Consider the following 16,650-nt stretch of genomic DNA (forward strand, 5'->3'; position numbering starts at 1 on the left):
ATACATTCACTCAGATGACCTTGATCGGTGACCGCCGGACCAACGTCGCGGGGTAGCCAAGACGGGCTAACAATCGCTTGGCGCGTTGCAACGCAACGGGTGATGCATGGTATCCGACAATCACTTTGTGCAGGCTCGACCTCAACGGCAGTTTGGTACTGATGAAGCGCCTGCTGCCTTCCCTCCGCTCATGCGGAGAAAGTAGTTTCTTATCTCCGATCACAAATATTCTGATCTCGCGCTCATCGGCGTAGTGGGGTCGCTTGGTGCAGATCGCGTTAGATAAGAGTGGAACCGCCATGTGGACAGCCATCGCCTGCAAAAAGCCTGGTCGCGAGAAGAGGTTCAGCTCCGCCAAGATTTCGGGCCGACTTATCACCTGCAATGTCTTCTCAATCACCTGTCGCTGGCGCCTGATCGCTTGTGCCCGATTGTAAACGATAGGCTGCGCGAACACGATCCGTGTGGGGTCTTTCGGCCGTCGTTGCACTCTTGGATGAAAATACGCTGGGCGTAGCCCGATTGCGGTCCCCGTCCCATCGCGGCCGAACGATTTCCAGTGCTTCGCGCTATCGATGTGCCGGGTGAAGCACCCGATGAAGAAGCGGAAAACCTTCGACATGGACTTCGCGGTCATCCAGCTCGCTGACTGCACACAGAAGAACCGAACGGTTTGCGCTCGCCAGTTGTTCTCCCTGACGCGGTCCCCGATTCGCTGCAGCATCTTGCGTGCCAGCATCATTCCATATTCGATCTCAACCTTGTCCCACTTCTTGAGGTCTCGGAAGTCTGTCAATCGAAGTAGCGACGTACCGAGAATAATTGATGCGACGTCACTTCCTGTGTAGTGGAATAGAGGATCGTCAATCGAGACCTTCACGTGCAGGTCAAGATTCGCATCCCGCTCGCGCGCCCAATTGGACATCTCCTGTAGGGCAGCATCGAGGATCGGGCTGCCGGTCGGATCGCCCATGCCCACGAATCAAGAATCCGCCGTGAACCCGATCTTCTTCACGATCGGCCCCCACCGGTCGTAGCTCGTCTTCAGCAGCGTCGCCAGCTCCTGCGCCGACGACGAGGTCGCCACCAGCCCCATGGTCGCCACGCCGTCGATCACCTCCTTGGTCGCCAGCGCCTTGACCAGCGCGGCGTTGGCGCGCGCGATCGCCGGGGCGGGCGTGCCGCCGGGGGCGAAGAAGCCGAACCATTCGCTGAAGATGAGGTCCTTGAAGCCCTGCTCGACCAGGGTCGGCACGCCGGGCGCGAAGCGGTTGCGTGTGGCGCCCGTCGTGGCCAGCAGGCGCAGCTTGCCGGCGGCGACGTGCTGGGTGAACTCGCCGACCGGCGCGGACACCGCCTGGATCTGGCCGGCGAGCAGGTCCTGCACCGCCGGCGCCGAGCCGCGATAGGGCGCGTGCTTGAGCTCGACGCCGCCGGCCTGGCCCAGCAGCACGCCGATGAAGTGCGGCACCGCGCCGGCGCCGGGCGAGCCGTAGTTGGCCTTGTCAGGGTTCGCCTTGGCCCAGGCGAGGAAGTCCGGCACGGTCTTGACGCTGTCGGGCACCGCCGGGCCGACGCACCAGCCGAAATCGAAGGTGCAGCCCAGCGACACCGCGGTGACGTCGGCGAAGGCGTCGTAGGCGAGCTTCTTGTAGATGTGCGGATAGATCATCAGCATCGAGGCCGGCGTCAGCAGCAGCACCGAGCCGTCGGTCGCCGCACCCTTCATCGACTGCACGGCGATCTGGCCGCCGGCACCGGGCTTGTTCTCGACCAGGATCGATTTGGCGTAGCCGCCGACGCGCAGCGCCTCGGCGGTGCGGCGCGAGAGCGTGTCCGACGTGCCGCCCGGCGGGAAGCCCAGCACGATGCGCGCGTTGTCGAGCGGCGCCTGGGCATGGGCGGCGGTGGTCGTTGCCGCCAGCGCCAGCGCGGCGGCCGAAGCGCCGACGAAGGCGCGGCGGTTGATGGTCGTCATGGTTGCTCGCTCCCCGGGACAATTCTTGCGGCAAGTGTCGCGCAATTGGCGGCGGGGCGCCATGGGACGAATCGGGAGACGATTCGGAGACGCGCTTCGGGCTGGAAAGGGTACAGATGCGGTTGCAAGGTCCGGACCGGGACAGAGCAGCCTGCAGGGATGGGACGTGCCGATGCTGAACCTCGTCAAGATCGTCGCCGCTTTGCTCGGCTGCCTGGTCGTCGCCGACATCGTCGGCGTGATCGCCTGCGTCGTGATCGACGTGGCGCCGCTGCGGTTCAAGAGCGCGCCCCTGCCCTACGTCATCTGGTTCGTGCTGGGCGTCTTCACCGGCCTGTTCGCCTACGGCGCCGCCGGCGCATGGACGGCACCGGACGCGGACAGGGAGTGGACCGAGCAGCCCGGCGCGGCGCGGCGCGGCATGCTGATCGTGGCCATCGGCGCGCTCGTGCTGATCGCGCTGGGCTTCCTCTTCCACGCGCTGTTCTGGAGCCGCGGCGTCGCCGGGGAATATTTCGTGCCCGACAGCGCACCGCACACGATCGTCTTCTTCGCCAGCGTCGGCGCCTCGATGCTGCTGTTCCACCGCCTGCTGATGCCGGCAGCCAGGACCTAGACGCGATCGTATACGGGCAGTTTCACTCATGAAGTACCTTGCCCCGGAGGGGGAAGGTGGCGCGCAGCGCCGGATGGGGGATGCCTCAACGAAGCCGGTGTCCGTCTTCGACATCCCCCTTCCGCCCTTCGGGCACCTTCCCCCTCCGGGGGAAGGGAATAAGTCTTACCTTCCCCCGCTGGCGGGGGAAGGTAAGGGATGCTGTCGTGCCGAGCACCGCTAGGAATCTAAATAATCCCTGTCCCACTTGCACCAAAGCGGCGTCGGCGACACGCGTAGGGGTATAAATTGCTCCCGGCGGCGAGAGGCGTAGCTTCGCCGCCATGAGCACCGAACCCACACCCCCTCTCTCGCCGCGCCACGAGCGCTTCGTCCTGGAGTTCCTCAAGGACGGCAACGCCACCCAGGCCTATGTCCGCGCCGGCTATTCGCCGCGCGGCGCACAGCCCAGCGCCTCCCGGCTCTTGCGTGACCCCCGGATCGAGGCCGCCATCACCGCCGGCCGGGCGCGCATGGCCCAGGCGCTCGAGGTCGACGTCACCCGCCTGGCCCAGGAATACGCCAGGATCGCCTTCGCCAATGTCGTGGACTTCCTCACCGTCGAGGCCGACGGCCGGGTGCGCGTCGACCTGATGAAGGCGAGCCAGGCGCAGTGCGCCAGCATCGTCGAGCTGAAGGTCAGCAACCATGGCAAACAAGAGCAGACCGTGACCCTGAAGCTCGGCAAGCTGCAGGCGCTGAACATGCTGACGAAGCAGGTCGGCCTGCTGGTGGCCAAGCCGAAGCCGGGGCTGACGCCGGAGGATCGCGAGCGCTACGAGGAGCGCATCGCCGGCTACGAGCGCGGGCTCGACCATAGAGATGAAGAGAAACGGCGCTGGCGCCAGGAGCTCGAGGAGGTGCGCGCGGCGCTCAAGGCGGCGCACGCCACCATCGACGCCGCCAACCTGATCCGCCCCGGCCCCGGCAAGCCGCCGCCAGAGTCGCCTACGGAGTCGCCGCCCGCCGAGCCGCCACCCGCCGAGTCGCCGCCTGCCGAGACGAAAGCCGAGCCGCAGCGCGCGGTGGAGCCGGGCATGCCGACGACGCCGCCGCCGGATTACACGCCCGGCCATCTCAACGGCAAGATGATCCAACGCAGCGGGCCCCGGCTCGGGCCGAACTGGGCCGACGCCCTGCGCGACATGAAACCCGGCGGCTTCGACCCGCCCGGCTGTTCCAGGCAAGCCGAGGACTCCAGCGAGGAGATCGCCGCCCACATCCGCGCGGCATTACGGTGAAGCGGCGATGACGGGTCTGGCACTGCGCCCGTCCCTCTCCCACAATGCTGTCATCCCGAGCGCCGTGAGGGATCCAGGATGGCGACTGGATCCCTCGCGGCGCTCGCGACGACAACGGGGAGAGCACGCGTATGGCAACCGGCATCACGGCCGAGGACTGGATCGCGCATCACAGGCTGATGACGCCGCAGGCGCCGGCGGCGCATGACCTGGCGTCGGGGCGGCGCTTCACCTACGCGCAGCTCGACGAACGCATCACCCGCGCGGCGCTGTGGCTGCGGGGCGCCTTCGGCGTGACGCGCGGCGATCGGGTCGCGGTGCTGTCGATGAACGACACCGACGTCTTCGAGCTGCAATTCGCCTGCCAGCGCCTGGGCGCGATCTTCATGCCGCTGAACTGGCGGCTGGCGGTGCCGGAGCTGGAGTTCATCGCCAGGGACTCGACGCCCGTCGTGCTGATCCACGGCACGGAGTTCGCCGAGGCGGCGCGCGCGGTGCAGAAGCTCGCCGCGATCCCGCACATCGCCAGCCTGGCCAACGGAAAGCATAGCAATTACGAGGCCGGCCTCGCCGCCGCGACCGGCACGCTCGATCAGCCGGCGCTCGACCTCGATGACACCTGGACCATCATGTACACCTCGGGCACCACCGGCCGGCCCAAGGGTGCGCGCATCACCTACAAGATGGCGGCGTTCAACTGCGTGCATTGCTCGATCGGCGTCGGGCTGACCTCGAAGAGCCGCAACCTGGTGTTCCTGCCGACCTTCCACACCGGCGGGCTCAACGTCTACGGCAACCCGACCTTCCACACCGGCGGCTTCAACGTGGTGATGCGCGCCTTCGATGCCGCGCAGTTCCTGGCGCTGCTGACCGACAAGCAGCTCGGGCTGACCCATGCGCTGGGCGTGCCGACCAACTTCCTGATGCTGTCGCAGCAGCCGGGCTTCGCCGAGGCCGATTTCTCGCACCTGCATCACCTCGGCATCGGCGGCTCCGCCGCGCCGCTGCAGGTCATCGAGACCTTCTCGCGCAAGGGCGTGCCGATGCAGCAGCTCTGGGGCATGACCGAGACCGGGCCGCTGGGCCTGCTGCTGACGGCGGACAAGGCGCTCTCCAAAATCGGCTCGTCGGGCCTGCCGCCGCTCTACGTGCACCTGAAGATCTGCGATCCCGAGGGCAACGAGGTCAAGCGCGGCGAGACCGGCGAGCTGATGATCAAGGGGCCCAACGTCACGCCGGGCTACTGGAACCGGCCGGAGGCCAACCGGACGTCGTTCACCGCGGACGGCTGGTTCCACACCGGCGACGCCGCACGCCAGGACGACGACGGCTACTACTATATCGTCGACCGCTGGAAGGACATGTTCATCTCCGGCGGCGAGAACGTCTATCCGGTCGAGGTCGAGAACGTGATCTACCAGCTCGACGGCGTGCTGGAGAACGCGGTGGTGGGCGTGCCGCACGACAAATGGGGCGAGGTCGGCCGCGCCTACGTGGTGCTGAAGCCCGGCGCCAACCTCGACGAGGGCGCCGTGCTCGACCACTGCGGCACCCAGCTGGCGCGCTACAAGGTGCCGAAGGAGGTGAGATTCATGGAGGAGCTGCCGCACAACGCCACCGGCAAGATCCTCAAGCACCAGCTGCCGCGGACATAGTTCCCTTCCCCCGGAGGGGGAAGGTGCCCGAAGGGCAGAAGGGGGATGCCGAAGACGGACGCCGAACGGGTTGAGACATCCCCCTTCCGGCGCTGCGCGCCACCTTCCCCCTCCGGGGGAAGGTAAAAGGAGGCATAAGAGCCTTGCTGCACAATCAAACCGGCGCCTGCTAGTCTCGCCCCCGAACGCGACCACCAGGGATGCCCGCCATGAACGTCGAAGCCCCGGCCAGCAACAAATGGATCGGCCAGCGCACGCTTAGGCCCGACGGCCTCGACAAGGTCACCGGCCGCGCCGCCTATGCCGCCGACACCACCATGCCCGGCATGATCTGGGGCAAGGTGCTGCGCAGCCCGCACGCCCATGCCCGCATCAAGTCGATCGACACCGCGGCGGCCGAGAAGCTGCCGGGCGTCAAGGCGGTGATGACGGCGAAGGACATGGTGTTCTTCCCGGTCGAGAAGTCGGTGATGCTGGGCATCCAGGACATGCGCTGGATGTCGCGCAACGTCATGGCGCGCGACAAGGTGCTGTTCCCCGGCCACCCGGTCGCGGCGGTGGCGGCGACGACGCAGGCGATCGCCGCCCAGGCGCTCGAGCTGATCAAGGTCGACTACGAGGTGCTGCCTTTCGCCATCGACATCGAGGACGCGATCAAGCCCGACGCGCCGATCCTGCACGATCACATCCGCTTCAACGACAAGCCCTCGAACATCGCCGGCAAGCTCGAGCACAAGCTGGGCGACATCGAGGCCGGCTTCAAGGAAGCCGAGGTGATCGTCGAGCGCAAGTTCACCACCGAGCCGGTGCACCAGGGCTATATCGAGCCGCATGCCTGCCTGGTGAGCGTGCTGGCCGACGGCAAGGCGACGATCTGGAGCTCGAGCCAGGGCCAGTTCATGGTGCGCGCCATGTGCTCGTACCTCACGGGCATCCCGCAGAGCGACATCCGCGCCATCCCGGCGGAGATCGGCGGCGGCTTCGGTGGCAAGACCATCGTCTACCTCGAGCCGGTGGCGCTGATCCTGTCGCGCAAGTCAGGCAAGCCGGTGAAGATGCAGATGACGCGCGAGGAGGTCTTCCGCGCCTCGGGCCCGACCTCGGGCTCGGTGTGCACGGTCAAGCTCGGGGCGAAGAAGGACGGCACCCTGGTCGCCGCGCACGGCATCTTCTACCTGCAGGCGGGCGCCCTGCCCGGCTCGCCGATCCGCGGCGCGGCGGGCTGCTCCTTCGCGCCCTACAACATCCCCAACGTGCTGAGCCAGGGCTTCGACGTGGTGTCGAACCGCTCGAAGGTCGCCGCCTATCGCGCGCCCGGCGCGCCGATCGGCGCCTATGCGGTGGAGTGCACGATCGACGAGCTGTGCCAGAAGCTCGGCATGGATCCGCTGGAGTTCCGCCTGAAGAACGCCGCCAAGCAGGGCACCAAGGCCGCGCACGGCCCGGTGTTCCCGGTGATCGGCTACATGGAGACCATCAAGGCGGCGATGGCGCATCCGCACTACAAGGCGCCGCTCGGGCCGAACCAGGGCCGCGGCGTGGCCAGCGGCTTCTGGTTCAACGCCGGCGGCGAGTCGAGCGCGCAGGTCAACATCAACGAGGACGGCACGGTCGTCGTCATCACCGGCCATCCCGATATCGGCGGCTCGCGCGCCTCGACCGCGAACATCACCGCCGAGCTGCTCGGCATCGACTACCGCAAGGTCAACGTGCTGATCGGCGACACCGCGACGATCGGCTTCTCCAACCTCACCGGCGGCAGCCGCGTCACCTACGCCTCGGCCATGGTGGTCACGCAGTCGACCGAGAAGGTGATCACCACGCTCAAGGAGCGCGCGGCCAAGATCTGGAAGATCGACCCCGACGCGGTGGTCTGGGAGAACGGCGAGGCGCGGCCGGCCGGCGACAACGCCGGCAAGTTCGACCCGCTGTCGCTGGCGCAGATCGCGGCGCGCGCCAGCGAGACCGGCGGGCCGATCGGCGGCGGAGTCTCGCTGAACACCACGGGCGCCGAGGGTGGCTTCGCCACCCATATCTGCGACGTCGAGCTCGATCCCGCGACCGGCCAGTCCAAGGTGGTGCGCTACACGTCCTTCCAGGATGTCGGCCGTGCGATCCATCCGGCGTACGTCGAGGGCCAGATGCAGGGCGGCGTGGCCCAGGGCATCGGCTGGGCGCTGAACGAGGAATACATCTACGACAAGAACGGCCGCGTCGATAACGCGAGCTTCCTCGACTACCGCATGCCGGTGGCCTCGGACCTGCCGATGCTCGACACGGTGATGATCGAGATCCCCAACCCGAAGCATCCCCAGGGCGTGCGCGGCGTCGGCGAGGTGCCGCTGGTGCCCGCACTGGCCGCCGTCGCCAACGCGCTCACCGCCGCGGCGGGCCACCGCTTCGACAGCCTGCCGATGTCACCGCCCAAGGTGCTGGCGGCGCTGGACAAGTAGCCTTTCTGTCATCCCGAGCGGAGCGAGGGATCCAGGCCGCCCCTGGATGTCTCGCTTCGCTCGACATGACAGGGTCAAGCCTTGGGCTCGTAGCGCAGGCCGAGCTTGAGCGTGACCTGGTAGCTCGCGACCTTGTTGTCGCGGATGGTGCCGCGCACCTCGGCGACCTCGAACCAGTCGAGGTTGCGCAGCGTGCGCGACGCCGTGCCGATCGCCGAGTCGATGGCGTCCGAGACCGACTTGTCGGACGTGCCCACCACTTCGGTCTTCACGTACGTACGGTTGGTGGTCATGGGCCCCTCCCTCCCTGTCACGAACGGCCGGCGATCTCACGCACGTGGCAACGACGTGGCCCAAATGCAAGAAGGGCCGCCCTCGCGGGCGGCCCTTCCATTGCCACGGCCTCGATTTCCGGGGCCAAGACGGCTCGATCAGTCGGTGTTCCCCGAAGTGGAGACAGCAACGATCCAGGCCTTGGCCTTACGGGGCCGAACGTGACAATGAGACACTGGATCACCTCCTTTCGGTTGTTGGAACAAGGACAGGCATTATGACGGATCGCGCGGCGCACGACAACAGGGTCCGCAACCTGGCCGACATCGAGGCGCTCGAGCGCGTGCCGGTGGGCGAGCGCATCCGGGCGCAGAACGTGCTGGAGCTGCTGCAGGGGGCGGCGCAGAAGAACGGCCGCTCCGTCGCCCTGCGCTACCTCGCCGGCACCGGGCCGGACGCCGAGATCGAGGACGTCAACTTCCTGCAGCTGCTGCGGCGCACGATCCAGGCCGCCAACCTGCTGCGCAGCCACGGCATCGCCCACGACGACGTCGTGACGCTGCTGATGCCCAGCGTGCCGCAGACCTTCTACGCCCTGTGGGGCGCGCAGATCATCGCGGTCGCCAATCCGGTGAACTACTTCCTCGAGGCACAGCAGATCGCCGGCATCATGAAGGAGGCTGGCGCCAAGGCGCTGATCGCCGCCGACCCGTCGATCTTCCCGGACATCTGGCCCAAGGTCGAGGCGATCCGCGCCGCCATGCCGGAGCTGAAGGTCTTTCGCGTCGGCGGCGGCGGCAACCTGCCCGGCGTTATCGACTTCGACGCCGGACGCGCGGCGCAGGCCGGCGACTGGCTGCTGTCGAAGAAGCCACTGCGCGCCGACACGCTGGCCGCGCTGTTCCACACCGGCGGCACCACCGGCCTGCCCAAGCTGGCGCGCCACACGCATGGCGCGCTGGCGCTGATGGCGTGGACCAACACGCTGCTGTTCGACATGGCGCCGGGCACGGTGCTGCTCAACCCGCTGCCGCAATTCCATGTCGGCGGCTCGCTGTTCGGCGCGCTGGCGCCGGTGGCCAATGGCTGGACGGTGGTGATCCCCACGCCGCTGGGCGCGCGCAACCCCAACGTGGTGCGCGACTACTGGGGCATCGTCGAGCGCCACAAGGTCACCATCGGCGGCGCCGTGCCGACCTCGCTGGCGGCGATCATGAACGTGCCGCGCGAGGGCCACGACATCTCCTCGCTCAAGGCCTTCGTCACCGGTGGCTCCACCGTGCCGGTCGAGCTGATCCGCCGCATCGAGCGCGAGATCGGCGCGCCGGTGATCGAGGGCTACGGCATGACCGAGGTGCACTGCTACTCGACCATGAACCCGCTGCACGGCGAGCGCCGCTCGGGATCGGTCGGATTGCGCCTGCCCTACCTGCAGCTGCGCATCGCCGACGTCGCGCCCGACGGCACGATCCGGCGCGACTGCGCCACCGGCGAGATCGGCCATGTGCTGATGAAGGGGCCGCAGGTGACGCCGGGCTATCTCGACACCCGCCACGACAGGGGCGCGATGCTGGCCGATCGCTGGCTCGATTCCGGCGATCTCGGCCGGCTCGACGCCGACGGCTATGTCTGGCTCACCGGCCGCTCGAAGGATCTGATCATCCGCGGCGGCCACAACATCGATCCGGTGGTGATCGAGGAGGCGCTCAACCGTCATCCCGCGGTCGAGACCGCCGCCGCGGTGGGCCTGCCCGACACCTATGCCGGCGAGCTGCCGATGGTCTACGTGCAGCTCAGGCCCGGCGCGACGGCGACGGCCGAGGAGCTGCGCGAATTCTGCCGCAGCGAGATCCCCGAACGTGCCGCGGTGCCGGTGCAGGTCGTGACGATCCCGGTCATGCCGGTGACCGGCGTCGGCAAGATCTACAAGCCGGCGCTCAGGCTCGACGCGGCGCAACGCGCCTTCGACGCCGCGCTGGCGCCGCTGCGCGCCGAGGGCGTGGGCGCCGAGGTCACGGTCGGCAATGACGCAACGCACGGCACGCTGGCAACGGTGCGCGTGGCAGCCGCCGGCGAGGCGTCGAAGGACGCGATCGTCAAACGCTGCGCGGATCTGCTGGGCGGCTTCCAGATCCGCCACGCCGTGACGTTCCTCTGAAGCGCTTCGCTATCGCGCCGACCCATCGCTGCCGTCCCGAGCGTAGCGAGCGATCCAGTCATGGAGAGAGCCCCTGTGAGCCAGAGAACTCCCATAAGGTCTGTCGGACGATACATCGTCGTCGGGGTCATCACGGCGGCGCCGCTTGCGATCACCTGGATCATCGTCGACTTCCTCTTCGGGCAGCTGTCGCGCATCGGACGTCCCTGGGTGAGAGCGGTTGCGCGTACGGTTGCCCCGGAACAGCCCCTCCTGGCCGCCTGGCTCCAGAACGAGACGCTTCTGTCGATCCTTGCCGCCATCACCATACTGGCCGCGCTATGGGCGCTTGGCTGGATGACGACCCGTGTGGTCGGGCGACGGTTGATCGGCTTCTTCGAGAGGTTGATCGGCCTGGTCCCCTTCGTCGACAAGATCTATCAGGCGACGAAGCGATTCCTGACGGTCGCTGGCAGCTCGTCCGATGGCGAGAGGCGCGTGGTCCTGATCAACTTCCCCTCGCCCGAAATGAAGGCCATCGGCCTCATCACCCGCACGCTCAGGGACAAGGAAACCGGCAAGGAGCTGGCTGCCGTCTACGTGCCGACTTCGCCGAACCCGACCTCGGGCTATATCGAGATCGTGCCCATGCGCAACGTGACGTTCACCGACTGGACTTTCGACGAGGCGATGGCATTCGTCGTCACCGGCGGCTCCAATGCGCCCGAGACGATCACGTACTTCGCCAAGCCGGATGAGCAAGGGAGCGCGACATGACCATCCTGCTGGCGCGGTCCTGAGGTAAGCCATGGAGCCGGCACCGCTCATCGCGCTCTTGCTGACACCCTTTGTCGCGGCGCCGCTGGTCGCGGCTCTGGCACGGCGGAGAAGACGCGATGCGGCCTGGGCCGCGGCCGCGGCGAAGCTGGTGGGGCTGGCGCTGCTGGCCCCCCTGGTACCGGGCGTGCTGGCCGGCGATTCGACCGTCGTACGCCTGTCATGGCTGCCCGAATGGGGGCTCGACATCGCGCTGAGGCTGGACGGTCTCGGGCTGATGTTTGCGCTCCTGATTCTGGGCATCGGGCTGCTCATCGTCCTCTACGCGGCCTATTACCTGCCTGAATACGATCGTCTCGGGCGCTTCTACGCGCTCCTGCTGACGTTCGCCGGCGGAATGCTCGGCGTCGTGCTGGCCGAGAACCTGATCCTGATGCTGGTGTTCTGGGAGGTGACGAGCCTCACCTCCTTCCTGCTGATCGCCTACAAGTACGAGGCGCACGACGCCCGCATCGCCGCGCGCATGGCGCTTGCCGTCACCGGCGCAGGCGGCCTTGCGCTGCTGGCGGGCTTCCTGCTGCTTGGGTACATCGCGGGCAGCTTCGAGCTGAGCGAGATTCTGCGACGCGGCGACGCCATCCGCGCCCATCCGCTCTATCCCCTCATGCTGGTCCTGATCCTGCTCGCCGCGTTCACCAAGTCGGCGCAGTTTCCCTTTCACTTCTGGCTGCCCAACGCCATGGCCGCGCCGACGCCGGTCTCCGCCTATCTGCACTCGGCGACGATGGTGAAGGCCGGCGTGTTCCTGCTGGCGCGTTTCTATCCGGTGCTGTCGGGCACCGACCTGTGGCTCGTTCTGGTGGGCACGACAGGGGCGGTCACCTTCGCCTACGGGGCCTATGTCGCGCTGCTGAAGCACGACTTCAAAGGCCTCCTGGCATACTCGACCATCAGTCACCTGGGGCTCATCACGCTGCTCTTCGGTCTGGGCACGTCGATGAGCGCGGTCGCCGCCGTCTTCCACATCATCAACCACGCCATCTTCAAGGCCTCGCTGTTCATGGCGGCCGGCATCATCGACCACGAGTGCGGAACGCGCGACATGCGGCGCATCAACGGGCTGTTCAAGTACATGCCCTGGACAGGGACGCTGGCGATACTGGCCGCCGGCTCGATGGCCGGCGTGCCGCTCCTCAATGGCTTCCTGTCGAAGGAGATGTTCTTCACCGAGACGGTCGGGCATCCCGCTTTTCAGGGCTATACGACCTGGCTTCTGCCGGCCTTCGCGACCATCGCCGGCATGCTCTCCGTCGCCTATTCGGCGCGCTTCGTGCACGACGTGTTCTTCAACGGCGAGCCGGTCAACCTGCCGCGAACGCCGCACGAGCCGGCCCGCTGGATGCGGTTGCCGGTCGAGGTTCTGGTCGTCCTCGTGCTGCTCGTCGGCCTCCTGCCGCAGTTCTCCGTCAGGACCATCCTCACGGCCGCTGCGGAAGCCGTGCTGGCGGGGGCCGCGCCCGACTTCAAGCTGGCGGTCTGGCACGGCTGGAACCTGCCCCTGACGATGAGCATCGCCGCCTTCGGCCTGGGTCTCATGCACTACTGGCGCCGCCGCCATCTGTTCGATCTGCACGAGCGCTACGCGCCGAAGATCTCGAGCCCCGTCGCCTTCGAGCGAGTCTATCGTGAAGCCGGCCGCTGGTCGTCCTGGCTCCTGCACGCCATCGACAACCGCTCGCTGCAGCGCTACCTGACCCTGCTCCTCGCGTTCGTCGTGCTCTACTGCTTGTGGGCCTGGTGGAGTGTCCAGACAAGACAGCTGTCTGGCCCGCTCGGCGTGACACCGCCCGACGCCATGAGCGTCGCGGCCTTCGTCGCCCTCGCGGTCGGCGCCGTCGGCACCGTCGCCTTCCGTCGTCAAAGGCTGGTCGCCGTCATCTTCATGAGCGTCGTCGGGCTTGTCGTCGCCCTCGCCTTCATTCGCTTCAAGGCCCCGGACCTTGCCCTGACCCAGCTCTCGGTCGAGGTGGTGACGATCGTTCTCCTGCTCCTGGCGCTGCGCTTCCTGCCCGGCGACGCTAGGCCGCTCAGCTCGTCCGCCCGAAGATCGCGCGACGCCGGACTCGCCCTGCTCGGTGGCGGCGGCGTCGCGGCACTCGCCTATGCCATGCTGACGCGGCCATTCGAGACGATCTCCGGCTTTCACCTTGCCAATGCCGTACCGGGCGGCGGCGGCAGCAACGTGGTCAACGTCATTCTCGTCGACTTCCGGGGCTTCGACACGCTGGGCGAGATCGCCGTGCTCGCCATGGCGGCGCTGGGCCTGCACGCACTGCTGGACGGTCTGCGCCTCGCGCCCCATGCGGGCGGCGCCCAGAGGGAGGCGGATCGCCATCCGATCATGCTGGCCCAGCTGATGCGCCCGCTGTTGCCGCTGGCGCTCGCCGTCGCTGTCTACATCTTTCTCAGAGGGCACAACCTGCCGGGCGGCGGCTTCATCGCCGGCCTCATCGCCGCCGTCGCGCTGATGCTGCAATACCTGGCCGGCGGGATCGACTTCGCGACGGCGCGGCTTCGGGCCGACTACGTCCGCGTGCTCGGCGTCGGCCTCAGCGTCGCCACGGCTACGGGCGTGGCGAGCTGGCTCCTGGGCTATCCCTTCCTCACCAGCACCTTCGGCTACGTCCATCCGCCGGTGATCGAGAAGTTCGAGCTGGCCTCGGCAATGGCCTTCGATCTCGGCGTGTTCCTGGTGGTGGTGGCGAGCGTCCTGCTGGCGCTCTCCGAGCTCGGAACCCTGAGCCGGCGCGAGGCGTCAGCGCAATCCGGAAAGACGAGGCCCTAGGCGACATGGAAGCACTAGTTTCGCTCGGTATCGGCCTGCTGACTGCCTGCGGCCTCTACCTGGTTCTGAGGCCGTCGACCTTCTCGGTCGTGCTCGGCCTCACGCTTCTGTCCTACGCGGTCAATACGCTGATCTTCTTCGGCGGGCGGCTCAATGCGACCGCGCCGCCGCTGATGCTCCCTGGCTCGAGCGGTCATGCCGATCCGCTGCCGCAGGCTCTCGTGCTGACGGCGATCGTCATCGGATTCGGGATGACCGCCTACCTCGTCGCCCTGGCATTGCGCGCGAAGGGCGAGAGCGGCACGGACCACGTCGATGCGGCGGAAGATCGATGAGCCATCTGCCCATCCTTCCCGTCGTGATCCCGCTCGGCGCCGCGGCGTTGCTGCTCGTCCTGCACGGCATCGGCAGCGCGGGAAAGCGCATCGTCTCTCTGGTCTCGGTGCTGGCTCTCGCGGCTGTCGCCGTCGCCCTGCTGTGGTCGGCGAGCGAGGGCCCGATCCAGGTCTACCGGCTCGGCGACTGGCCGGCTCCCTATGGCATCGTGATCGTGCTCGACCGGCTCGCGGCCCTCATGGTCGCCTTGACCGCGGCGCTGGCGCTGCCCGTCGTCCTGGCGGCGACGTCGGGCGCGGACACGCGGGGCCGGCACTTCCATGCCCTGCTCCAGCTCCAGATAGCGGGGCTGAGCGGCGCGTTCCTGACGGGTGACCTGTTCAATCTCTTCGTCTTCTTCGAGATTCTGCTGCTCGCCTCCTACGGGCTGCTGCTGCACGGCGGCGGACTCGCGCGGGCTCGCGCGGGACTTGCCTACGTGATCCTGAACCTCGTCGGCTCGGCGCTCTTCCTCATCGCGCTCGGCCTGCTGTACGGCACGTTGGGCACCCTCAACATGGCGGATGTGGCGACGGTCCTGCCGCTTGTCGCCGCGCAGGACCAGGCGCTGGTCAAGACGGCGGCGGCACTGCTGGTGGCGGTGTTCCTGCTGAAGGCCGCGCTGCTGCCGCTCGGCTTCTGGCTTCCCCATGTCTACACGGCGGCCTGCCTGCCCGTGGCCGTTCTGTTCGTGATCATGACCAAGGTGGGCGTCTACGCCCTGCTGCGCGTCTCCCTGACCGGCTTCGCTGCGGCGCCCTTCACGGCGGACCTCCTGCAGCCCTGGCTGCCGTGGCTGGCGATCGGCACCATCGCCGTCGGTGCCGTCGGCGCGCTGGCCGCCGATCGCCTTGCGATGGTCGTCGCCAACGTGGTGCTGATGTCGAGCGGAACGCTGCTGCTCGGCGTCGCCACCTCGAGCATCGAGGCGACGACGGCCGCGCTCTACTACCTGGTGCACACGACGATCGTCACCGCCGCGCTGTTCCTGCTGGTCGACGCGCTCGCGCGGCAGCGCGGCGCGCTTGCCGACAGCCTGGGGAAGGGCCCACGGCTGGCCAGCCTGATGGCCCTCGGCACCGCGTATCTACTGCTCGCGGTAGCGGCAAGCGGTGCACCACCGCTTTCCGGCCTGATCGGCAAGCTGATGGTCATGCAGTCCCTCGCCGGGACCGGCACGGGACCTGCCGCATGGGGAGCGCTGCTGGTCTCCGGCCTCGTCGTCGCGCTGGTCCTGGCGCGGGCGGCGAGCGCTTTCTTCTGGGAGCCGGGCACGGCGGATAATGCGGCCCCGCCCGCCAGTCGTGCGTCGACGGGAACCAGAGGCTTGTGGCTGGCGCTGATCCTGATGCTCGCCGTGACACCTGTCCTGACGCTGGCGGCCGGCCCCATCGCCGGATACGCGCGGGCCACGGCCAGGGAGCTGGCGGCCAGGGAGGCCTACGTGACGGCCGTGCTGGGGATGCGAGCCACCATCGAGCGGGAGCGCCGACCATGAGCCTGATCGAACGCCTCGTTCCGCAACCGATCATGACACTCGCGATCCTCGGGTTGTGGATGGTGCTCGCATCGAGCCCGAGTCTCGGCAATCTGCTGCTCGGCACGATTCTGGGCCTGGCCATCCCGTGGCTTACCCAGAGCTTCTGGCCGGACTTCCCGCGCGTCGCCCGCCCGCTTCGCGGCACCTTGCTGTTCGTTCGCATCGTCGGCGACATTCTCATCGCCAACTGGCAGGTGGCGCGCCTGGTCGTCGGCCCGCTCAAACGGCTCCGTCCAGCGTTCGTGGAGATTCCCATCGAGATCGAGGACCCCTTCGTCGCCAGCCTTCTCGGCAGCATCGTCTCCCTTACGCCCGGCACCGTGTCGATCGAGATCGACCGCGAGCGCAACGTGCTGATGGTTCACGCCCTCGATGTGGAGGACCAATCAAGGATGATCGCCACGATAAAGTCGCGTTACGAGGCGCCGCTGAAGGAGATCTTCCGATGCTGAGCATCGCCATCACCCTCGCCCTCACAGTGCTTGCCGTTGCCATGGCGCTCAATCTCTGGCGTCTCGCCAGGGGCCCGAGCATGCCGGATCGCATCCTCGCGCTCGATACTCTTGCCATCAACACCATGGCCCTTGTCATGCTGGTGGGCATCGGCCTGTCGTCCGCGGTCTACTTCGAGGCGGCGCTGCTGATCGCCATGATGGGCTTCGTCGGGACGGTCGCGCTTTGCAAGTTCCTCCTGAGCGGCGACATCATCGAGTAGGAGCCT

14 protein-coding genes are annotated in these 16,650 nt (G+C 67.6%); 11 read left to right on the forward strand and 3 right to left on the reverse strand.

Going from position 1 to position 16,650, the window contains the following annotated elements; all coding sequences use genetic code 11:
* Positions 1 to 10 precede the first annotated feature (10 nt).
* A complete protein-coding gene (locus KF889_19850) occupies positions 11 to 973 on the reverse strand; it encodes a DUF2971 domain-containing protein (GenBank protein MBX3501701.1) in 963 nt (320 codons plus the stop codon).
* A 9-nt stretch (positions 974 to 982) separates the two neighbouring features.
* The gene (locus tag KF889_19855) at positions 983 to 1,978 is read right to left on the reverse strand and encodes a Bug family tripartite tricarboxylate transporter substrate binding protein (protein ID MBX3501702.1); all 996 of its coding nucleotides are present in this window, start codon (positions 1,976 to 1,978) and stop codon (positions 983 to 985) included.
* Between the two features lie 172 nt (positions 1,979 to 2,150).
* Between KF889_19855 and KF889_19860 the strand changes: the two genes are divergently transcribed.
* The 4 genes from KF889_19860 to KF889_19875 all read left to right on the forward strand — a co-directional run bounded on the left by KF889_19860 (position 2,151) and on the right by KF889_19875 (position 7,982).
* Positions 2,151 to 2,594, forward strand: a complete 444-nt coding sequence (locus tag KF889_19860; protein ID MBX3501703.1) for a hypothetical protein — start codon at positions 2,151 to 2,153, stop codon at positions 2,592 to 2,594.
* Positions 2,595 to 2,917: 323 nt separating this feature from the next.
* Positions 2,918 to 3,874, forward strand: coding sequence for a terminase small subunit (locus KF889_19865; protein ID MBX3501704.1), 957 nt, complete (start codon positions 2,918 to 2,920; stop codon positions 3,872 to 3,874).
* Positions 3,875 to 4,005: 131 nt separating this feature from the next.
* On the forward strand, positions 4,006 to 5,529 hold the full coding sequence (locus KF889_19870; protein MBX3501705.1) for a long-chain fatty acid--CoA ligase: 1,524 nt from the start codon (positions 4,006 to 4,008) through the stop codon (positions 5,527 to 5,529).
* Positions 5,530 to 5,738: 209 nt separating this feature from the next.
* Positions 5,739 to 7,982, forward strand: a complete 2,244-nt coding sequence (locus tag KF889_19875; protein ID MBX3501706.1) for a xanthine dehydrogenase family protein molybdopterin-binding subunit — start codon at positions 5,739 to 5,741, stop codon at positions 7,980 to 7,982.
* A 74-nt stretch (positions 7,983 to 8,056) separates the two neighbouring features.
* Here the strand turns inward: KF889_19875 and KF889_19880 are convergent, their stop codons facing one another.
* A complete protein-coding gene (locus KF889_19880) occupies positions 8,057 to 8,275 on the reverse strand; it encodes a dodecin domain-containing protein (protein MBX3501707.1) in 219 nt (72 codons plus the stop codon).
* A 257-nt stretch (positions 8,276 to 8,532) separates the two neighbouring features.
* On the opposite strand from KF889_19880, the gene KF889_19885 reads away from it, so the two are divergent.
* The 7 genes from KF889_19885 to KF889_19915 are packed head-to-tail and all read left to right on the forward strand — an operon-like array spanning position 8,533 to position 16,644.
* On the forward strand, positions 8,533 to 10,413 hold the full coding sequence (locus KF889_19885; protein ID MBX3501708.1) for an acyl-CoA synthetase: 1,881 nt from the start codon (positions 8,533 to 8,535) through the stop codon (positions 10,411 to 10,413).
* A 60-nt stretch (positions 10,414 to 10,473) separates the two neighbouring features.
* Positions 10,474 to 11,169 carry a DUF502 domain-containing protein gene (locus tag KF889_19890; GenBank protein MBX3501709.1) on the forward strand — a complete coding sequence of 232 codons (696 nt, stop codon included), beginning with the start codon at positions 10,474 to 10,476 and terminating at the stop codon, positions 11,167 to 11,169.
* Between the two features lie 31 nt (positions 11,170 to 11,200).
* A complete protein-coding gene (locus KF889_19895; protein MBX3501710.1) occupies positions 11,201 to 14,014 on the forward strand; it encodes a monovalent cation/H+ antiporter subunit A in 2,814 nt (937 codons plus the stop codon).
* Between the two features lie 5 nt (positions 14,015 to 14,019).
* A complete protein-coding gene (locus KF889_19900; protein MBX3501711.1) occupies positions 14,020 to 14,349 on the forward strand; it encodes a Na+/H+ antiporter subunit C in 330 nt (109 codons plus the stop codon).
* Entirely contained in the window at positions 14,346 to 15,887 is a 1,542-nt protein-coding gene (locus KF889_19905) for a monovalent cation/H+ antiporter subunit D (protein ID MBX3501712.1), read from the forward strand. Before KF889_19900 ends, KF889_19905 begins: the two co-directional genes overlap by 4 nt.
* Positions 15,884 to 16,381, forward strand: a complete 498-nt coding sequence (locus KF889_19910) for a Na+/H+ antiporter subunit E (GenBank protein MBX3501713.1) — start codon at positions 15,884 to 15,886, stop codon at positions 16,379 to 16,381. The genes KF889_19905 and KF889_19910 overlap by 4 nt, the downstream gene beginning before the upstream one ends.
* Positions 16,375 to 16,644 carry a K+/H+ antiporter subunit F gene (locus KF889_19915; GenBank protein ID MBX3501714.1) on the forward strand — a complete coding sequence of 90 codons (270 nt, stop codon included), beginning with the start codon at positions 16,375 to 16,377 and terminating at the stop codon, positions 16,642 to 16,644. The genes KF889_19910 and KF889_19915 overlap by 7 nt, the downstream gene beginning before the upstream one ends.
* The last annotated feature ends 6 nt before the right edge of the window (positions 16,645 to 16,650 follow it).

The organism is Alphaproteobacteria bacterium (assembly GCA_019635875.1).
GTDB lineage: Bacteria > Pseudomonadota > Alphaproteobacteria > Reyranellales > Reyranellaceae > JAFAZJ01.